This is a genomic window from Citrobacter cronae (genome assembly GCF_016893685.1).
Classification (GTDB): domain Bacteria; phylum Pseudomonadota; class Gammaproteobacteria; order Enterobacterales; family Enterobacteriaceae; genus Citrobacter; species Citrobacter werkmanii.
Genome location: NZ_CP069763.1, coordinates 272,095 through 290,630, shown reverse-complemented (window position 1 = coordinate 290,630; position 18,536 = coordinate 272,095). Strand labels below are relative to the sequence as shown.

Below are 18,536 nucleotides of genomic sequence, written 5' to 3'. Positions count from 1 at the left end.
GTTCGATTCCCTTCGCCGCTCCAAAGTCACTTCCCTTGATGTTTCCCTCTGCTCTGCCTGATTTCCACCTGCGACAATTCTTTTTTTACCGAAAATCAATGCGTTGACTTCCTCTGCTGATGCCGTGGGAGAGTTCTCATCGGTCATACACTCGTTGCCCAACGGTGGGTTACAGCTGAGTAAACTTGTTGATCCAGGGGCTGCTATTTTCGCCTGACCACAGATGTAATATCAGCTGGCGGAATTTTTCCGCCGCAGGACTAAGGGTTGTTTCACTGCGTTTTACCAGGCCAAGCGTACGGCGTATGACGGGTTCTATCAGTGGACGACTAACAAGGATGTGATGTTCATCGGCCGGCATCGCCAGACTGGGAACGACAGACACACCGAGACCCGCTTCCACCATCCCTAGTGACGTCGAAAGATGACGCACTTCATAAAACCAGTTAGGTTTCCAGGCCATTTTCTCGAAAGCCTGATCGATCAGCGATCGGTTTCCGCTGGAGCGTCTTACCCCAATCAGCTTCATACCGGCCAGATCGTCCTAGGTTACCAGCGATTTATTTGCCAGCTCATTGTCGCGTCGGCATGCCAGAACGAAGGGTTCGTTCACCAGCGGCGCAAAATCGATATTTGGATGTGTGACGTTTATCATATTTATGCCGAAATCTGCGTCGCCATTTAATACTGCTTCCAGGCAATCGCTGGCGCTGTGCTCCAGTATGCGGATTCGGATGTTTGGGTAGTCATTGTTGTAATCTCGTATCACTGAAGGCAGAAAATAGAACGCGGCAGTAGGGATACAGGAAACCGTAATAACACCTGCCTGATGTGTCGCCATCTCTTTAATACTGAGGATGGAACTTTCATAAAAATCTATTAAATTCTTAGCCTTAGGTAAAAATTCTCTTCCTACTGTCGTGAGCTTAACGCTGCGCGTAGAGCGTTCAAACAGCGTGGTTCCCAGGCTATCTTCCAGTTTCTGAATTCTGCGTGTTAAAGCAGGTTGTGAAATGTGAAAAAATTGGGATGCTTTTGTAAAGCATCCGATTTCTGCAATTTTTACAAACGCTTGTATCCCCTGTAGTTCATGCGGCATAGCTGTATCCCATTCTCGCTTTTATATAACCACCATAACGCACGGGCTATTAATGTGCAAAACGTATTAATCCTGCTTTTTTTGGCATTAGAGTTATCAACCGGAGTGTGAAAACCTTATAGCGTTCCTGACAAAAGCGAAGTGAGATAAACATATGTTAAAGATCCCTTGCGTATTAATGCGTGGCGGTACGTCAAAAGGGCCGGTGATTCTGGCCAGCGACCTGCCTGCGGAAACAGAAGCGCGTGACGCAGTTTTACTCAGTTTGATGGGGGCAGGCCATGAACTCGAAATTGACGGTATTGGCGGTGGAAGTCCGCAAACCAGTAAGGTAGCGATAGTTAGCACTTCAGAAAGTCCTGACGCGGATGTGGATTACCTGTTTGCACAGGTGATGGTGAATGAACGTCGTGTCGATACCACGCCTAACTGCGGCAATATGCTCTGTGCGGTCGGTCCCTTTGCTATTGAAAAGGGGCTGGTGAAGGCGCAAAGCCCGGTAACGACGGTGCGGATCCGCAATCTCAATACCGGAACGCTGGTCGATGCAGAAGTGCAAACGCCTGATTATCGGGTGGTGTACGAAGGCGATACCCAGATTGATGGAGTCCCGGGGACCGCCGCGCCCATAGGCTTAACTTTCCTGAACTCTGCGGGTTCTAAAACGGGGAAATTGTTGCCGACGGACAGTGCGACAAACGTCTTCGACGGTATTGAAGTCACCTGTATAGATATGGCGATGCCGATGGTATTGATTGACGCTTCAGCTTTGGGAAAAACAGGAGGGGAATCTCCTGCAGAATTAGATGGCGATAAGGCATTTAAAGAAAAGCTGGAAAGTCTGCGTCGTCAGGCTGGCGCAGCTATGGGCTTAGGGGATGTGACAAACAAGGTGATCCCTAAACCGGTTCTTCTCAGCCCGGCGCGTAACGGCGGAACGATTCAGGTACGGTATTTCATGCCGCACACATGCCATAAATCACTGGCGATTACCGGCTCGATTGGTATTTCGACCGCAACGCTGATTGAAGGCTCCGTCGCGGCAAAAATTGTCGCCGATCGTCCAAAGGGGCTCTTCACTAATATCATCGATATTGAACACCCAAGTGGAAAAATATCCGTGTCCTTATTGAAGGAAGGTAACAATATCGAAAAAACCCGTGCCGCAGTGATACGTACTTCACGCAAGTTGTTTGAGGGTGCCGTATGTGTACCGGAAAAAATGCTCACTGAAGTTGCGTAAATAAAATTTAAATAAAAAACATCTGCCTTAAAAAATTACACTCTGTACCTTAACAATAATACCGAGGTTATTATGGCGTTAACTCATGCTAACAATACCCTGAAAGCTTCAGATTCTGTAAAAGCCGGAGCGCATATTCGCGTGATTCTGGCCCTGGCATTATCCGGGCTTGCAGAGCTTGCTTCTCTGTTTTTTATTCAGCCACTGCTTCCGACGCTTGCTGTGGAATATAATGTTCCTGTCAGCCAGGTGAGTATTATCTTATCAGCAGAAACGGCGTTGCTGGCTATTGGATTGCTGTTTACCGGGACATTATCCGATCATTATGGCAGAAAACGGTTAATTGTTGTCTCCCTCCTGTTAGGCGGTATTCTTACGCTGCTCTGTCCGCTGATGGAATCCTGGGCGATGCTGGTGGCGCTACGTGCGGTAATTGGTCTGGCGCTGAGTGGTATCGCTGCGGCGGCCACTGCCTACATCAGTGAAGAAGTCGCCCCGGTGGCGGCAGGTATCGTAACGGGATATTTTGTCTTCGGTAACTCCATGGGCGGCATGTCCGGTCGTATTGTTGCCAGCCAACTTATTGATCACGTTTCAATAAATGCCATCTTTTACGGTTTTGCGGCCAGCTTGATTGTGGTTGCCATTCTGGTTAAGTTTTTACTGCCTGAATCTAAAAACTTCACCCCAACGCAAAACCTTAACATTACGCGTATGGTGAAAGGGGCTGCATCGCATTTCAAAAACAAAAATCTGGCGCTGGCTTTTGTTATCAGCTTCATTATTTTCGGCGCATTTACCTCGCTTTATAACTATCTGGCCTTCTTCCTGAAAGGCGAGCCGTTCCATATTTCACCGGCAAACGCAGGTCTGCTCTCCTTTAGCTTCGCCCTGAGTTTCTTTACGGCTCCGCAGGCTGGTCGTTTAAGTGCGAAATATGGCGCGATGAAAGTATTGCGTGTGCTTTTTCTGATCATGGCCTTAGGCATGCTGCTGACGCTGACGTCGAATGTCATCACCTTTATTGTTGGCGCGGTGATTTTTACCGGCTGTTTCTTCGGCTGTCACTCTATTGGTTTGAGCTGGGTAAGTAAAAATGCAACGCATGCAAGAGGCCAGGCCGTTGCACTCTATTTATTCTTTTACTACATGGGCGGTTCGGTGATTGGTTTTATCAACGGTTTTGTTTTCCATTCACTGGGCTGGATGGGGATGACCGGGTTGATTCTGGTATTGCTTGCCATTGGCGTTGTCGTGGCAACGTATCTGGCATCCGGTCCAAAACCGGTACTGGTGCCCGCCCAGTCCGCAGAATAAAAAGTTTGGCAATTTGTTCACGCCTCAGGGCGTAAACAAAAAACAGGTATGTATATCAATCGGGTGTCATCATGAAATTAGCAAGTTATATTCATCAGGGCCGTAAAAGCTACGGGATTTATACAGAATTCGGCGTTATCGATTTGGGTAATAAAATCGGCCATCAATATGCGACGTTGAAAGACCTTCTTCAATGGGATGCTGTTGACGTCGCAAGGCAATACAACGATTGCCCTGTGGATATTACGCTTGAAGATATTACCTTTTTGCCCGTTATCGAAGAGCCAGGAAAGATTTTCTGCGTTGGGATGAATTACGCTGAAAAAAGAAAAGAGTTTGCCGAGACGAATAATGCCCCGACGCTGTTTATCCGTTTTCCTGATTCACAAACTGGTCATGCCCAACCTGTGCTTAAACCTGAGTTGTCGAGAGAATTCGATTATGAGGGCGAGCTGGCTGTCATCATTGGTAAACCGGGCACCCGAATTGATGTAAATAACGCGCTCGATCATGTCGCGGGATACAGCTGCTATATGGATGGCTCCGTTCGTGACTGGCAGCACGCGTGGTTTACCGCCGGTAAAAACTGGAAGCAAACCGGCGCTTTTGGCCCCTATATGACTACAGCGGATGAGATACCCGATCCTCATGCGTTGACCATCCATACCTGGCTGAATGGCATGCTGGTTCAGAACGACTCCACTGGTAGCATGATCCACAAAGTGGCAGATCTTATCGCCTATATCAGCACATTCACCTCCCTCAGCGCCGGTGACGTCATTATTACGGGTTCGCCTGGCGGCGTCGGTAAAAAACGCAATCCTCCGTTATTTATGCACGATGGCGATCGGGTTGAAGTTGAAATCGAAAATATTGGTCGTCTGATTAATACCATTGTGGAAGCCCAACCGCAGCAAGAAGCGTTGCTTGTTTAGACGGTCAGGAGAGAGACGATGTACACCGCCAGAACGCCAGAATTTGAGGTTATAAAAGCCGGTAATGCTCAGGCCAGAGAGGAGGTTGCCCGCTTCCTGGCACGCAACGGTTTAGGCATTGATGACGATATCTCGCAATTTATTGTTGCACTCTACCAGCGTCAGATTATTGCCTGCACCGGTATTGCGGGTAACACCTTAAAATGCATCGCAGTGGATTCCGGGTGGCGTGGCTCGTCGTTAATCCTGACGTTAATTCATGAGGCCGAACTTCTGGCGGCACAAAACGGCGAACATCAGCTCTTTCTTTTTACCTGTCCGGATAATGTGAAGTCGTTTCGCGGATGCGGATTCTATCCGCTTGTCACCGTCAATAACTGTGCGGCATTAATGGAGAATACGCCGGTTGGTATTCATCGTTACTGCAGCCAGTTGCGTAGCCACCATTTCGTGCCGGGGAAAAATATTGGCGCGATCGTGATGAACGCGAATCCATTCACGCTGGGCCATCAATATCTTATTGAGCATGCGGCAAGCCAGTGCGACTGGCTCCATGTTTTCGTGGTTCAGGAAGATGTCTCCGCTTTTTCGTTTAAAGAACGGTTTGCGATGGTCAGGGACGGATCGCGGCATCTGAAAAATGTCACTGTTCATCCGGGGTCTGCCTATATTATTTCGCGCGGGACCTTCCCAGGCTATTTCCTGAAAGATAAGCAGGTGATAGATAAAGTCTACGCGGCAATTGATCTTATGCTGTTCAGAAATTACATCGCACCTGCGCTGAATATCACTCATCGTTTTGTGGGGACGGAGCCATTCTGTCAGTTAACCGCGGAATATAACCGGGCGATGCATCACTGGCTGGAAAATGCAACGAGCACAGCGGCCTGTATTCACGTACACGAAATAGAAAGAAAAACGGATGGTAATGATGTGCCGGTCTCTGCTTCAGCCGTTCGTCGTTTATTAAAAGAAAACCAAATTGCTGCCGCCAGTCGTATGGTACCTGCCACCACGCGCGCGTTTCTGAATAACGGGGGACAGCATCAGCCTCGTTTATCCGAATCGTTGTCGGCAGCGGTTTAACCGCATTATCACAGGAAAACTGATATGAAAATTGTACAAGCCGCGATGGCGGGAACGCTGGAGTCCAGTGACCTTATGGTGAAGGTCAGTCCCGTCGAGAGCGGGCTGGATGTGGTCATTCACAGCGAAGTGTATAAGCAGTTCGGCGACCGAATTACCGAAGTTGTGAATGAAACCCTGGCTGCGTTCAACATCGAGCAAGGGCAGATCATTATTGATGATAAAGGCGCACTGGATTGCGTGATCCGTGCCCGTATACAGGCTGCTCTGCTCAGAGGTTCGGCTCGGGAAGATATTGCATGGGAAAAGTTATAATGAAAAAGTTACGTCGCAGTATGTTATTTATTCCGGGTTCAAGTGCCGCCATGCTTTCTACGGCATATATTTATAAACCGGACTCCATTATGTTTGATCTGGAAGATGCTGTAGCGCTAAAAGAAAAAGACAGCGCCCGCCTTCTGGTATTTCATGCCCTGCAAAACCCGATGTACAAAAATATTGAAACCGTTGTCAGAATTAATCCGCTGAATACACCTTTTGGATTAAAGGATCTGGAAGCTGCCGTCAGGGCGGGCGTTGATGTTATTCGTTTACCGAAAACCGACTCTCCGGAAGATATCCACCAGCTTGAACGCGAAATTGTTCGCATTGAAGAAAATTGCGGGCGCCCTGTCGGCTCAACGAAATTAATGGCAGCGATCGAATCTGCCGTTGGCGTTATTAATGCAGTCGCCATTGCGAAATCGTCTGACCGTTTAATGGGGATTGCGCTGGCCGCCTTTGACTATGTGATGGATATGCAAACTGAGCGAGGCGACGGGACAGAGCTGTTTTACGCCCGCTGTGCCGTATTACATGCCGCGCGCGGGGCGGGTATTGACGCTTTCGATGTGGTGTACGCCGATGTGAATGATGAAGCCGGTTTCCTGAAGGAAGTGGATCTGATTCGACGGATGGGCTTCAACGGAAAATCGCTGATTAATCCGCGACAGATTGAAATTCTGCATAACGCCTACGCGCCAACCCAGGAAGAGGTGGATTACGCACAGCGCGTGATTGCAGCTGCAGAGGAAGGGGAGCGCAACGGACTCGGGGTGATTTCGCTGAACGGCAAAATGATTGATGCGCCGATTATCAACCATGCCCGCGTGGTTATCGAACGCAAAAATGCTTCCGGCATTCGTCAGTAATCCCCCATTACAAGCGACAGGATGAATAATGAAAAACCTAACTGAAACTCTGCACCACATTCCAGACTCCCGTCGTGAGTACGTCGCATTCAGCGGCGCGAACGCGACGACGCCTTATCTTGCTGATCATCAGCAAAAGTACCAGCGCAAACTTTTTGCCAGTGTGGACGATGTTCTGGCCCGCTGCGATCTGCATGACGGTATGACCGTCTCCTTTCATCACGCCTTCCGCGAAGGGGATAAGGTCATCAATTACGTGATGGATAAGCTGGCTCAGCGCGGCCTGAAAGGGATCACGCTCGCGTCCAGCTCGTTAATGTCATGCAATACCCCGCTTATTGAACACATTCGTAATGGCGTGATCGGCAAAATTTATACCTCCGGGATGCGTGGTGATCTGGCGGATGCAATTTCGCACGGTCTGATGGACGAGCCGGTACAAATCCATTCCCACGGTGGGCGGGTGAATTTGATTCAGAAGGGCGAAATTGCCATTGACGTCGCGTTTCTGGCGGTTTCCTGCTGCGATGAATATGGCAATGCCAGCGGCAACGGCGGCAAATCGCAGTGCGGCTCCCTCGGTTACGCCATGGTCGATGCAAAATATGCCAAAAAAGTGGTGTTGCTCACCGAAACCCTGAAGCCTTTCCCCAACTTGCCAGCCAGTATCGTTCAGGATCAGGTTGACTATATTGTGCAGATTGAGAGCGTCGGCGACCCGGCAAAAATCAGCGTAGGCGCCGCCAGGGTCACCAGTAATCCACGTGAGCTGATGATCGCCCGTTCTGCCGCCGACGTGATCGAACACTCAGGTTATTTCCGCAACGGATTTTCCATTCAGACCGGCTCAGGTGCGGCGTCAACGGCGTGTACGCGTTTTATGGAAACCCGGATGCGCAAGCACAATATTGTTGCCCGGTTCGCATTAGGCGGAATCACTGGCAGCATTGTCGATCTGCATCAGAAAGGGTTAATTGAAAAGATCCTCGATACGCAAAGCTTTGACGGTGCGGCGGCAGCCTCCATGGCGGTCAATCCAGACCATGTGGAAATCTCCACTAACGTCTATGCGAACCCGGCCGCGAAAGCCGCCTGCTGCGACAGGGTGGATGTGGTCATCCTCAGCGCACTGGAAGTAGACACCCAGTTTAACGTCAATGTCCTGACCGGCTCCGACGGCGTAATGCGCGGCGCGTCGGGTGGACACTGCGACGTCGCGGCTGCGGCAAATCTCACTATTGTCGTTGCCCCGCTGATCCGCAGCCGCATTCCTACCGTCGTCAGGCAGGTCACTACGCTGGTAACGCCGGGTGAAAGTATTGACGTTCTGGTTACCGACCACGGTATTGCCGTTAATCCGGCGCGCCCGGAAATCCGCGAACGTCTGATCAACGCCGGACTGCCCGTCGTCGACATCGAAGCCTTGTATCAACAGGCACTGCTGATCTCGGGCAAACCTAAGGCGGTTGAATTTACTGACCGCATTGTCGGTGTGGTGCGCTACCGCGACGGCAGTGTGATTGATGTGGTTCGCCAGGTGAAGGAGTAAGTCCCATGACGGATAAAGCCTCGAATGCAAATGTCTCTCTGGAACAGGTTCTGGCTTCCCGGGAGCAACGAGCCCGTCGGCAGCAGGCGTGGTTGTTTCAGTCGGATCATACCGTGGTTTCCGTCACGCTGGTCTGGCCGGGCGAGGTGAAGGACACCGCGCTGGCCAGACGCGTGATGGCCGTTGCGAATCAGGCTCTCGGAGAGCTGTTCCACACGCATCAGTGGAAGGTCTGTCGGCATCAGGCGTTGCACCCGGTCACCGGGCCGGAAGCGTTCTGGTCGGTCGCGGCTCCCGCGTGGATGATTAAACACGTCACGGCGCATCTGGAAGATAACCATCCTTTGGGACGTCTGTGGGATATCGACGTGTTTTGTCCGAAAAAGGGGCTGCTGAAAAGAAATGCCATCCAGCAGCCGATGCGTAGATGCTTTATCTGTCATGAACCTGCTCATGTTTGTTCCCGTTCGCGACGTCATTCGCAGGCCGAGCTAACGCGCGTGATCGAGGAGTTAACCGATGACTACTTCGCTTGCCAGATTTAACGAACCAGACGTGCAGCGCTCCTTTGCTGAGCTGGCTGTCGAGGCCCTGTACCGGGAAATTAATTTAACCCCGAAACCGGGTCTGGTGGATCGCGTAAACAGCGGGGCGCATAGCGATATGAATTTCGCACTGTTCATAACCAGTATCGCGGCGATTGCCCCCTGGCTGTCACTCTTTTTCAACACAGGCAGAGAGACTGCTTATCTTGCTGGTCCGCAAACGCTGCGGGCGCTAAGGCCGACTGGCCTGGCCTGTGAGCAGGCGATGTTTACCGCCACCGGCGGGGTGAACACTCATAAAGGGGGGATCTTCTCGCTGGGGCTGCTGTGTGCTGCGGCGGGTCGTCTTACCCAAAGGCATGACGCGCTCACGCAACGCAGCCTGTGCCATGAGACCAGCCTTATCTGTACCGGCATTGTCGAGCAGGAATTGAAAAATAGCGGTATCGCAAAAACGAAGGGAGAGCAGCAGTTTCAGGCATACGGGTTCACCGGGGCAAGAGGGGAAGCCGCCAGTGGTTTCATCACTGTACGCCAGTCAGGTCTTCCGCATCTGCAAACCGCGTTACGTCAGGGAGAATCCGAAGAGGTGGCATTACTGAGGATGTTGCTGGGCCTGATGGCGGCAAATCCGGATACCAATCTGGTTTCTCGGGGAGGAACCGCAGGGCTGAATTACGCCAGACGTTACGCCAGACGATTATTAAAAATACAGCGTCTCACGGCGGATAAATTAGTCAAGGCGTTATTCAGAATGGACGCGGAATTTATCAAACGGAATTTAAGCCCTGGCGGTAGCGCAGATCTTATCGCCGTTGGATGGTTATTGTCGCAATTTCCAGCCGAATAATCGCGAATAGCGTAACAGGAAAACGTCATGATTGAACAACGCCTGCAGCAGCTCAGAAACGTTTATACCCTTATTCTGGTGCCGGGTCTGAGAGACAGCGATGAATATCACTGGCAAAGCTGCTGGGGGCGACGTTTTCCTTTCTGGAGGCGGATTCAGCAAAAAAACTGGCTAGAACCTGATATTGAAAACTGGGTTTCCGCCATTACCCGCGAGCTGGCGCTTTCTCCGCTGCCCGCCATTCTCGTCGGCCATAGTTTTGGCGCGCTGGCATCGTGCAGGTTACTGCAAACGCGCCGGGTAAACGTCGCCGGGGTCGTTATGGTCGCACCGGCAGAACCCGCGTTTTTCGGCCTTGAAGAGGCCATTCAACCCGCGTCTTTACCCGTTCCCTGCCTGATGTTTGCCAGCAGAAATGATCCCCTGATGCCTTTTTCGCGCGCGCAGTTCTGGGCGGCTTGCTGGGAGGGGCATTTAATCGATATCGGGGAGGCGGGACATATTAATGCCGAGTCTGGCTTTGGCGAATGGCCGTACGGACTCGAACGCTTAACAGAATTTTGTGAACAACTTTAGCTTTAACAGGAGAACCTATGTTAGATGATTATAATCAGCACCAGCATGCGCGTGCTGAATCGGGTATTCCGGCGAAACCCTTAACAGCGCAACAAACTGATGCACTGATTCAGCGTTTAATCAATGATGCACCCGTACATCATCCGGAATTAATTCATTTATTGACCCATAGCGTACCACCGGGTGTCGATCCTGCGGCAAAGTTAAAAGCCGAGTTTTTATTTAAGGTGGCGTTGCAGGAATACCGTGTTGACGGGCTTACTCCCGAAGCAGCAACGGCGCTGCTGGGCTCCATGCAGGGCGGCTATAACGTCCAGCCACTGATCGATCTTCTTGAGCATCCCGATCTGGCACCGCTGGCCGCGCAGCAGCTTTCTTCTACGATCCTGATCTTCGAAAAATTCAGCCTGGTTGAGGCCAAAGCACTGAGCGGTAACGTCCAGGCACAAGAGGTGCTGCAGTCCTGGGCGAATGCCGAATGGTTTACCCGCCGTCCGGCCATGGCTGAAAAAATCACCCTGAAGGTGTTTAAGGTTCCCGGTGAGACCAATACCGACGATTTGTCTCCTGCGCCGGTGGCGTGGTCACGCCCGGATATTCCGCTGCACGCGCTCTCCATGCTCAGTAACGTCAGGGAAGGGGTTGTGCCTGATGAACCCGGCGTGCGTGGTCCTGTCCGTCAGTTGGCAGCGCTAAAAGAGGGCGGCTGGCCGCTGGTGTACGTGGGGGACGTCGTGGGGACCGGATCATCACGTAAATCCGCTACCAACTCCATCCTGTGGCACATCGGGAACGATATTCCGTACGTGCCGAATAAACGTAACGGCGGGTTTGTATTTGGCGGCAAGATTGCCCCTATTTTCTTCAACACCCTGGAAGATTCCGGTGCCTTGCCGGTAGAGATGGATGTCTCTGCGCTGACGACCGGGATGCTGATCGATCTTTACCCCTACAAGGGCGAAATTCGTGAAACAGAAAGCCAGCGGCTGGTGACAACCTTTACCCTGAAAACCGAGGTGCTGCTGGACGAAGTGCGCGCCGGCGGGCGTATCCCGCTGATTATCGGACGCAGCCTGACGGCGAAAGCGCGTGAATCCCTGAAGCTGGCGCCTTCCGAGGTATTCCGCAAGCCCGCGTTAGTTGCGCCTTCCGCGAAAGGTTTTACGCTTGCACAAAAAATGGTGGGTAAAGCCTGCGGCGTCGCGGGGATCCGACCTGGACAGTATTGCGAGCCGAAGATAGCGACCGTGGGTTCTCAGGACACCACCGGCGGGATGACGCGTGACGAGCTAACCGACCTCGCATGTCTTACGTTTTCAGCCGATCTGGTGATGCAGTCGTTCTGCCACACCTCTGCATATCCTAAGCCAGTAGATGTTCAACTCCATGAAACCCTGCCGCAGTTTATCACCAGCCGTAACGGGGTTGCGCTGAAACCGGGCGACGGCATTATCCACTCATGGCTTAACCGCATGCTGCTGCCGGACACGGTTGGTACAGGCGCTGACTCCCATACTCGCTTCCCGCTGGGGATCTCCTTCCCTGGTGGTTCCGGGCTGGTGGCGTTCGCTGCCGCGACGGGTATTATGCCGCTGGATATGCCTGAATCAGTACTGGTGCGTTTTAAGGGCGAGATGCAGAAAGGGATCACCCTGCGCGATCTGGTGCATGCCATTCCGCTGTATGCCAAAAAGCAGGGGCTGTTAACGGTCGAGAAAAAGAATAAGCGCAATATTTTCTCGGGCCGGATCCTCGAAATTGAAGGGTTGGAAATGTTGAGTGCAGAGCAGGCGTTTGAACTGGCTGATGCCTCTGCCGAGCGCTCCGCTGCGGCCTGCGTTATGCGTCTGGCGGAAGACAATGTCGCGCAATATTTGCGCTCCAATGCGGCCCTGCTGCGCTGGATGGTTAAGCAGGGTTATGAGAACGCCGCCACGCTTGAACGCCGTATTGCTGAGATGGAGGCATGGCTGGCTAGCCCGTCGCTGCTGTCTGCCGATCCTGACGCGGAATATGCTGCTGTCATTGATATTGATCTTAATGAAATCACCGAACCGGTAGTCTGTGCCCCGAACGATCCGGACGATGCCCGGTTACTTACTGAGGTTGCCAGCATGCCCATTGAAGAGGTCTTCATTGGTTCCTGCATGACAAACATTGGTCATTTCCGCGCTGCGGGTAAAATCATGGCCGGTGGCAGCGAAAACCAGGCGCGCTTGTGGCTGGCGCCGCCGACTAAAATGGATGCCCAACAACTCTCCCGTGAAGGCTATTTTAGTCAGTTTATTAAATCAGGGGCGAGAATCGAGCCTGCGGGCTGTTCCCTGTGCATGGGGAACCAGGCGAGGGTTCGCGAAGGCAGTAACGTGGTATCGACCTCGACGCGAAATTTCCCGAATCGTCTGGGAACGAATGCTAAAGTATTTCTTGCCTCCGCAGAATTAAGCACCGTCGCGGCCATGTTGGGTAAAATGCCCACCGTTGAAGAATATTTTAGCTATACCGATAAGCTTTATGACGCACATGAGGATATCTATCGCTATCTCAGTTTTGATACCTTAAGTGAATATCAAATCACGGAAGGCGATAATATCAAGGTTGTGAATCTGTAATATTTATCATTTGTTTAATAAATGTATTTAGTGTGTGGAGGCTCCTCTGCGGAGCGGCCTCTGCTATTCAGGGACCCTTTTCTCATGGGTGAGATATGCTTAAATCGAATATTTTAAAAACAATCTTGCTTGCCGTGATAATATTATTATCAATATTTATTCCTCCGCCTGATGGATTAACCAAAGAGGCGTGGATACTGGCAGGAATATATTTATCCGCTATCGTTGGGCTGGTTATTAAACCCTATCCTGAACCCGTTATTATGCTGGTTGCGGTTGCGTTAACCTGTTTTACCGTGACAAAATTTCCGGATTCACCCGTCAAATCACTGGATGTGCTGAGCGGGTACGCGTCAGGCACCACCTGGCTGGTGTTTAGCGCCTTTACGCTGAGTGCGGCATTTGTCACTACCGGCCTCGGGAAACGGCTTGCATACTGGTTTATCCTTAAATTTGGCAGTACGACGCTGAGACTGGGGTATGTTACCGCCTTGCTGGATTTGGTGTTGGCGCCTGCGACGCCCTCAAATACCGCGCGGGCAGGTGGGGTGGTTTTCCCTATTATTAACAGCATCGCGACAGTATTGGGCTCAACGCCAAAAGAGTCACCCAGCAAAGCTGGCCGTTATTTAATGGTCAACGTCTATATGGTCACGAAAACGACCAGCTATATGTTTTTAACGGGCTTTGCCGGTAACGCGTTAGCGCTACAGCTCATTTCAGATATCTTCCATATTCATATTAGCTGGATCGGCTGGATGCTGGCGGCAGCACCGTTGGGGTTATTGATGCTGTGTATCATTCCCTATATCTGCTACCGGGTTGCTTCCCCGGAAATTAAAAAAATTGATAATGTCGCTATTGCGACCAACGGACTTCAAAGTCTTGGGGCAATGAGCCTCAAAGAGAAAGGGCTGGTGGTCATTTTTGTCGCTGCATTATTGGGCTGGATCTTCTCACGTAAACTTGGACTCAATGAATCTGCGGTCGCCATTATCGCAATGGGAGCGGCACTGCTGTTTAATATTATTGGCTGGAGTGATGTCCAGAAAAATAAAGGTGGCTGGAATACCCTGATGTGGTACGGGGGCATCATTGGTCTGAGCGCAACCCTGAGCAAGGAGGGATTTTTCCGCTGGCTGGCCGATTTCATGTCAGCACATCTGGATTTTCTCAGTGCCGGGAATATGACTATTGTGATTATTGTGTTTCTCAGCGTGCTGGTGCGCTATTTCTTTGCTTCCGGCGGGGCATACGTCGCAGCAATGGTACCGGTCTTTGCCACTGTAGGCCTGGTCACCGGAACGGCACCTGTTTTGCTGGCGCTTGCCATCCTATTTTCCAACTCCTACGGCGGTTGCATCACTCACTATGGTGGCGCGGCGGGGCCGATTATCTTTGCCGCAGGGTATAATGACATTAAGTCGTGGTGGACAATCGGTACTATCGTGGCATTGTGCACGTTTGTGCTTCACATGCTCGTCGGTATTCCCTGGTGGGGGTTCCTGATACAGCACGGTATGCTGCAGTCTTAATCGCCCGGTGGCGGCTACGCCTTATTTTGCCTGGAAAGGCTAAAACTGTAGGTCGGGTCAAGCGTAGCCGCGACCCGACCACATCACTATTGTGACGTATTCGTAAACAATAAATTACGTGGCTTGCTCTCAGCCCTTCGCCTGCTCCAGATTTCCTTTTCCTGAAGTCATCCCTTAGAAAAGTTAAATAGCCGCATCGACATCCGCTGGTAGTGTACTGTTTCCTTCCCCCAGAGCGCGTTGCAGCAAAACTGTATCCAGCCAGCGACCATGCTTGAAGCCAACGTCTTTCAGCGTGCCTATTTCTGTAAATCCGACCTGCTGATGAACTTTTAACGATCCCTGATTATTGCTGTCGCCGACCATGGCAATTAATTGTCGATAGCCGTGCGTTTCGGCCCAGTCAATAACATGGCGCAGTAACGCACTTCCCGCCCCTTGACGCTGTGCCGCCGGGTCAATGTAAATCGAATCTTCGAGGGTATAGCGGTAAGCGTAGCGTTCACGATAACGAGTGAGATAACAATATCCGATGACCTTGTCTTCCTGCAGGGCGACAACCCACGGCAGCCCCAGACTATGAATTTTTTCCAGACGAGCCAGCATTTCTTGGGTATCCGGTGGGGCAGTTTCAAAGCTGCCAGTACCGTGAATCACGTGGTGTGCATAGATATCGCGTATGGCGGGGATGTGTTTTTCTTCTGCATTAACGATTTTCATTAGACCAGCTCCCATTGGCGTCTTTTTTCAGATTACCTGAAAGTCTGAAGGGAAGGTAAGCGCAAAAAGTTATGCTTCAATCACCAGTTCATAATGAAATTAGGCTTGTTAATTGTAAGGGTAAAGAATTGATTGTGGCTGATGCTGACGATAGCAAGTCAGGGTGATAAATAAAAATGTTAAATAGGAAAACTGATAATTTCCCACACCGACATTGGTGGATGGGAAAATACTAACGTTCAATCATAAATTAATAAAGTACTTTAATATCATAATATTATCACTGTACCTAATTATTATTGCGGCTGTACCCTTAATTTTATTTCATCAACACTGCCTGCAACCTAAAAATACGTTATAGTGCTTATCTTGTTATCTGAGCACCTGTTATCAGAACTTTCTCTATCCATACCAAATAGTTACCATGCAAACAGTTACAGAGGGTAGTTATGTCATCCGGCAATAGTTAACATCGTCACATGACTTCTCCACGGGAAATTAATCTAAATCCAGAATTCAATCCCAAGAGTATTAGAATAACTTAGTCTAAAATCCTTTTTTTGCCTAAGCATTATCTTATTACATAGCCACGAACTACGCTGAGTGATAAAATTCTCGAGTTTATGCCTTCTTTCCAATGATTAGAGGACGAGGCACAGGTAGTCAATAAGACGAAAGAATTAATTGCTTCATACCCTATTACGAAATAAGCGGCAGTGCGTCTTACATGGTCGGCAACCGTCAGGGATAGACTGTAACTTATTGAAAACGCTTATTTTCACTATGATGTAAGATATAAGGGCAGATATGTTAAGTATGCGTCGACATGCCAACTTCATTAAACGTTTTAAGTCTGTAAGCTGTTTATTTACGGCAAGCATTCTTTTCCCGATGCCAATCTTTGCAGCGGTATCAGATTATGACGCTTTGGTTATTGAAGCGCGGGGAGGTAATAGCGCACCGCTATTACGTTTCCTTGAGGATCAGGGAAAGAAAAGCGCGCTAACGCCAAATCAGGTTGCCGACTGGCTGCAAGTTTCCAGTTGGGTCGATAACAACGATAAAACCACAATTGAAATCTGGCAGCAGTATCGTGGACAGATGAATGTACCTGCCCGGGGCAAAGTCGCCGCTGCACGAGCATATCGCAACCAGAAGAACTGGAATGATTCTTTAGCCATCTGGGAAAGCGTTTTACAGGAAGAGCCTGATAACGTAGATGTACGTACCGGCTGGATAATGACGTTGGCGGATGCTCGCTACAATCAGCAAGCCCTTACTGAAGCGAATAAATGGGCGCAGGCGCATCCCGGGGCTGATTCTGATGCGCTACTTGCCTATGTCTACCATTCGCAGGGAAAAAACTGGGATGCATTGTTAGTTGCCAGCCAGGCGGATGACGTCGATCCAGGCAACAAAAATGCAAAATCCACATTACTGTCTGCGCTGTCAGCAAACCGCGTTTCCGGGCCCGCCTTAAATATGGCAGAGGTGGTACCAACTGCCGATCCGGTGAAACGTCGCCTTGAGCTTGATGCGGCGGCTGAAATGGTACGTTCCTCTTATACCTCTGCGCGTAATGAAGAAGAGCGTTTTATCGTGGCTGATAAAGCGCTGGCCCGTTATGACCAGTTGCTGACTGCCTGGAAAGATGAGCCTTCTGCGCAGAATGATGTCCGCCGGGCCAGAATTGACCGCATGGGCGCCTTGCTGGTCCGTAAACGCACTTCTGAAGTGATTAGTGAATACGAATCGCTGTCTGCGAGCGGCGAGGTGCCAAACTACGCAAAACGCTGGGTAGCATCGGCATGGTTAAGCGAACGGCAGCCGGAAAAAACCGAAGCGATGCTGATGAGCATCTACTATCCGAACGGACCGATTCCGGTTACGCCGCTCGGTCCTGAGGATCAACAGGATCTGTTCTACGCGCACATCGATAATGAAAACTTTGATGCAGCTAAAAAACAGGTCGATGCGTTAATTAAAGACAGCCCATATCTGCGACGCATCTATGGTTCGCCAACGCCGCAGCCAAACGATAACTGGCTGCTGGGACAGTCGCTGCTGACGCAATATCATATCGCTGCCAATGAACTGCCGGAGGCAGAAAAACTCGCAGAGCATCTGGCGCGAACAGGCTCGGGTAACCAAGGGCTGCGCATATCCTATGCTTCTGTTCTTGAAGCCCGTGGACTGCCGCATGCGGCGGAGAAAGAGCTTAAACTGGCGGAAGTGATTGAGCCCAGTAACCTGGAACTGGAGCGTCAGCAGGCCTATGTGGCGCTGGATCTCCAGGAGTGGAAGCAGGCCGATGAACTGACGGATGACGTTATTGCTCGCAGTCCGGATGATGAAGCGACGCTGCGCCTCGCACGCATGCGTGATGTGCATAAAATGTCGGAAGTACGTATTAGCGGCACGCAGGGGATCTCGTCCGATAGCCCGGTCAGCGGTAAGAATGATTTCAACATCAACACGGCCATTTACAGCCCGCCAATTAATGACAACTGGCGACTGTTTACCGGATTCAACTTCGCGACCGGCGAGTTTGAGGAAGGGAAAGGGATTAGCCGCGATCTGGCGGCAGGTGCGGAATGGACTTCCCGTGATTACTGGGCCGAAATGGAAGTGTCTGGCCGAAACTATGGCGATGGGCAGAAAATAGGCGGTCGTCTTTCCGCCTGGCATGATTTCAACGATAACTGGCGCGTTGGCGGTTCGGCCGAGCGTCTTTCGCGCAACACGCCACTGCGCGCGCTGCGTAGCGGCGTATATGCCAACAGCGGCGATTTGTTTGTTCGCTGGTATCAAAACGAACGACGTGAATATCAATTGTCGTTTGCCGCATCACATTTCTCGGATGGTAACGATCGCATCGAATATGGGCTGAGCGGAAAAGAGCGCATGTGGACCACGCCGCGCTTTACGCTGGACTTTACCCCGGGTATCGGTGGGAGCACTAACACTAAAGAGAATGTGCCGTATTACAACCCTAAGAGTGATTTTTCCGTTGTGCCAGGACTGAGCGCGGAACAGGTTCTTTACCGCCATTATGACACCGTGTGGACCCAGCAAGGCATAGCCGGAGTGGGTGGCTACTGGCAGCAAGGTGAAGACGTTGGCGCTATCGTTCAGGTGGGATATGGACAACGGCTCAAATGGAACAACGTCGTAGATGGCGGGGTGATGCTGGTTTGGGATAAACGCCCCTATGACGGTAAACGTGAGCGGAATATCTCCCTCGCTTTCGATTTAAATGTCAGGTTTTAAGGATTGTTC

General features: G+C 50.8%; 14 protein-coding genes and 1 pseudogene. 13 read left to right on the top strand and 2 right to left on the bottom strand.

Going from position 1 to position 18,536, the window contains the following annotated elements:
* Positions 1–169 precede the first annotated feature (169 nt).
* Positions 170–1,099 (bottom strand): annotated as a pseudogene (locus JSN25_RS01300) (LysR family transcriptional regulator).
* Positions 1,100–1,253: 154 nt separating this feature from the next.
* Here JSN25_RS01300 and JSN25_RS01295 point away from each other — a divergent pair.
* From JSN25_RS01295 to JSN25_RS01240, 12 genes are all read left to right on the top strand, one after another.
* Complete coding sequence (locus JSN25_RS01295) at positions 1,254–2,342, top strand: 4-oxalomesaconate tautomerase (RefSeq protein WP_038633446.1); 1,089 nt, start codon at positions 1,254–1,256, stop codon at positions 2,340–2,342.
* A 72-nt stretch (positions 2,343–2,414) separates the two neighbouring features.
* Positions 2,415–3,659: an MFS transporter gene (locus tag JSN25_RS01290; protein ID WP_085048773.1), complete on the top strand. Its 1,245-nt coding sequence runs from the start codon at positions 2,415–2,417 to the stop codon at positions 3,657–3,659.
* A 71-nt stretch (positions 3,660–3,730) separates the two neighbouring features.
* Positions 3,731–4,594: a fumarylacetoacetate hydrolase family protein gene (locus JSN25_RS01285; protein WP_137351610.1), complete on the top strand. Its 864-nt coding sequence runs from the start codon at positions 3,731–3,733 to the stop codon at positions 4,592–4,594.
* Positions 4,595–4,612: 18 nt separating this feature from the next.
* The gene (gene citC / locus JSN25_RS01280) at positions 4,613–5,680 is read left to right on the top strand and encodes a [citrate (pro-3S)-lyase] ligase (protein ID WP_204525396.1); all 1,068 of its coding nucleotides are present in this window, start codon (positions 4,613–4,615) and stop codon (positions 5,678–5,680) included.
* A gap of 24 nt (positions 5,681–5,704) precedes the next feature.
* Positions 5,705–5,995, top strand: a complete 291-nt coding sequence (gene citD, locus JSN25_RS01275; RefSeq protein ID WP_038633433.1) for a citrate lyase acyl carrier protein — start codon at positions 5,705–5,707, stop codon at positions 5,993–5,995.
* Positions 5,995–6,870 (top strand): citrate (pro-3S)-lyase subunit beta, encoded by an 876-nt coding sequence (citE, locus tag JSN25_RS01270; protein ID WP_199979234.1) that lies wholly within the window; start codon positions 5,995–5,997, stop codon positions 6,868–6,870. Before citD ends, citE begins: the two co-directional genes overlap by 1 nt.
* A gap of 28 nt (positions 6,871–6,898) precedes the next feature.
* Positions 6,899–8,419 (top strand): citrate lyase subunit alpha, encoded by a 1,521-nt coding sequence (citF, locus tag JSN25_RS01265; RefSeq protein ID WP_038633427.1) that lies wholly within the window; start codon positions 6,899–6,901, stop codon positions 8,417–8,419.
* Between the two features lie 5 nt (positions 8,420–8,424).
* On the top strand, positions 8,425–8,964 hold the full coding sequence (gene citX, locus JSN25_RS01260) for a citrate lyase holo-[acyl-carrier protein] synthase (protein ID WP_204525395.1): 540 nt from the start codon (positions 8,425–8,427) through the stop codon (positions 8,962–8,964).
* Complete coding sequence (citG, locus tag JSN25_RS01255) at positions 8,939–9,814, top strand: triphosphoribosyl-dephospho-CoA synthase CitG (RefSeq protein ID WP_110496932.1); 876 nt, start codon at positions 8,939–8,941, stop codon at positions 9,812–9,814. The genes citX and citG overlap by 26 nt, the downstream gene beginning before the upstream one ends.
* A 27-nt stretch (positions 9,815–9,841) precedes the next feature.
* The gene (locus tag JSN25_RS01250) at positions 9,842–10,390 is read left to right on the top strand and encodes an RBBP9/YdeN family alpha/beta hydrolase (protein WP_038633418.1); all 549 of its coding nucleotides are present in this window, start codon (positions 9,842–9,844) and stop codon (positions 10,388–10,390) included.
* Between the two features lie 17 nt (positions 10,391–10,407).
* Entirely contained in the window at positions 10,408–13,002 is a 2,595-nt protein-coding gene (gene acnB, locus JSN25_RS01245; RefSeq protein ID WP_204525394.1) for a bifunctional aconitate hydratase 2/2-methylisocitrate dehydratase, read from the top strand.
* Between the two features lie 95 nt (positions 13,003–13,097).
* On the top strand, positions 13,098–14,537 hold the full coding sequence (locus JSN25_RS01240; protein ID WP_038633412.1) for an anion permease: 1,440 nt from the start codon (positions 13,098–13,100) through the stop codon (positions 14,535–14,537).
* A 183-nt stretch (positions 14,538–14,720) separates the two neighbouring features.
* Here the strand turns inward: JSN25_RS01240 and JSN25_RS01235 are convergent, their stop codons facing one another.
* Entirely contained in the window at positions 14,721–15,257 is a 537-nt protein-coding gene (locus JSN25_RS01235) for a GNAT family N-acetyltransferase (protein ID WP_137347465.1), read from the bottom strand.
* Positions 15,258–16,064: 807 nt separating this feature from the next.
* Here JSN25_RS01235 and pgaA point away from each other — a divergent pair.
* A complete protein-coding gene (gene pgaA / locus JSN25_RS01230) occupies positions 16,065–18,527 on the top strand; it encodes a poly-beta-1,6 N-acetyl-D-glucosamine export porin PgaA (protein ID WP_137347466.1) in 2,463 nt (820 codons plus the stop codon).
* Positions 18,528–18,536 lie beyond the last annotated feature (9 nt).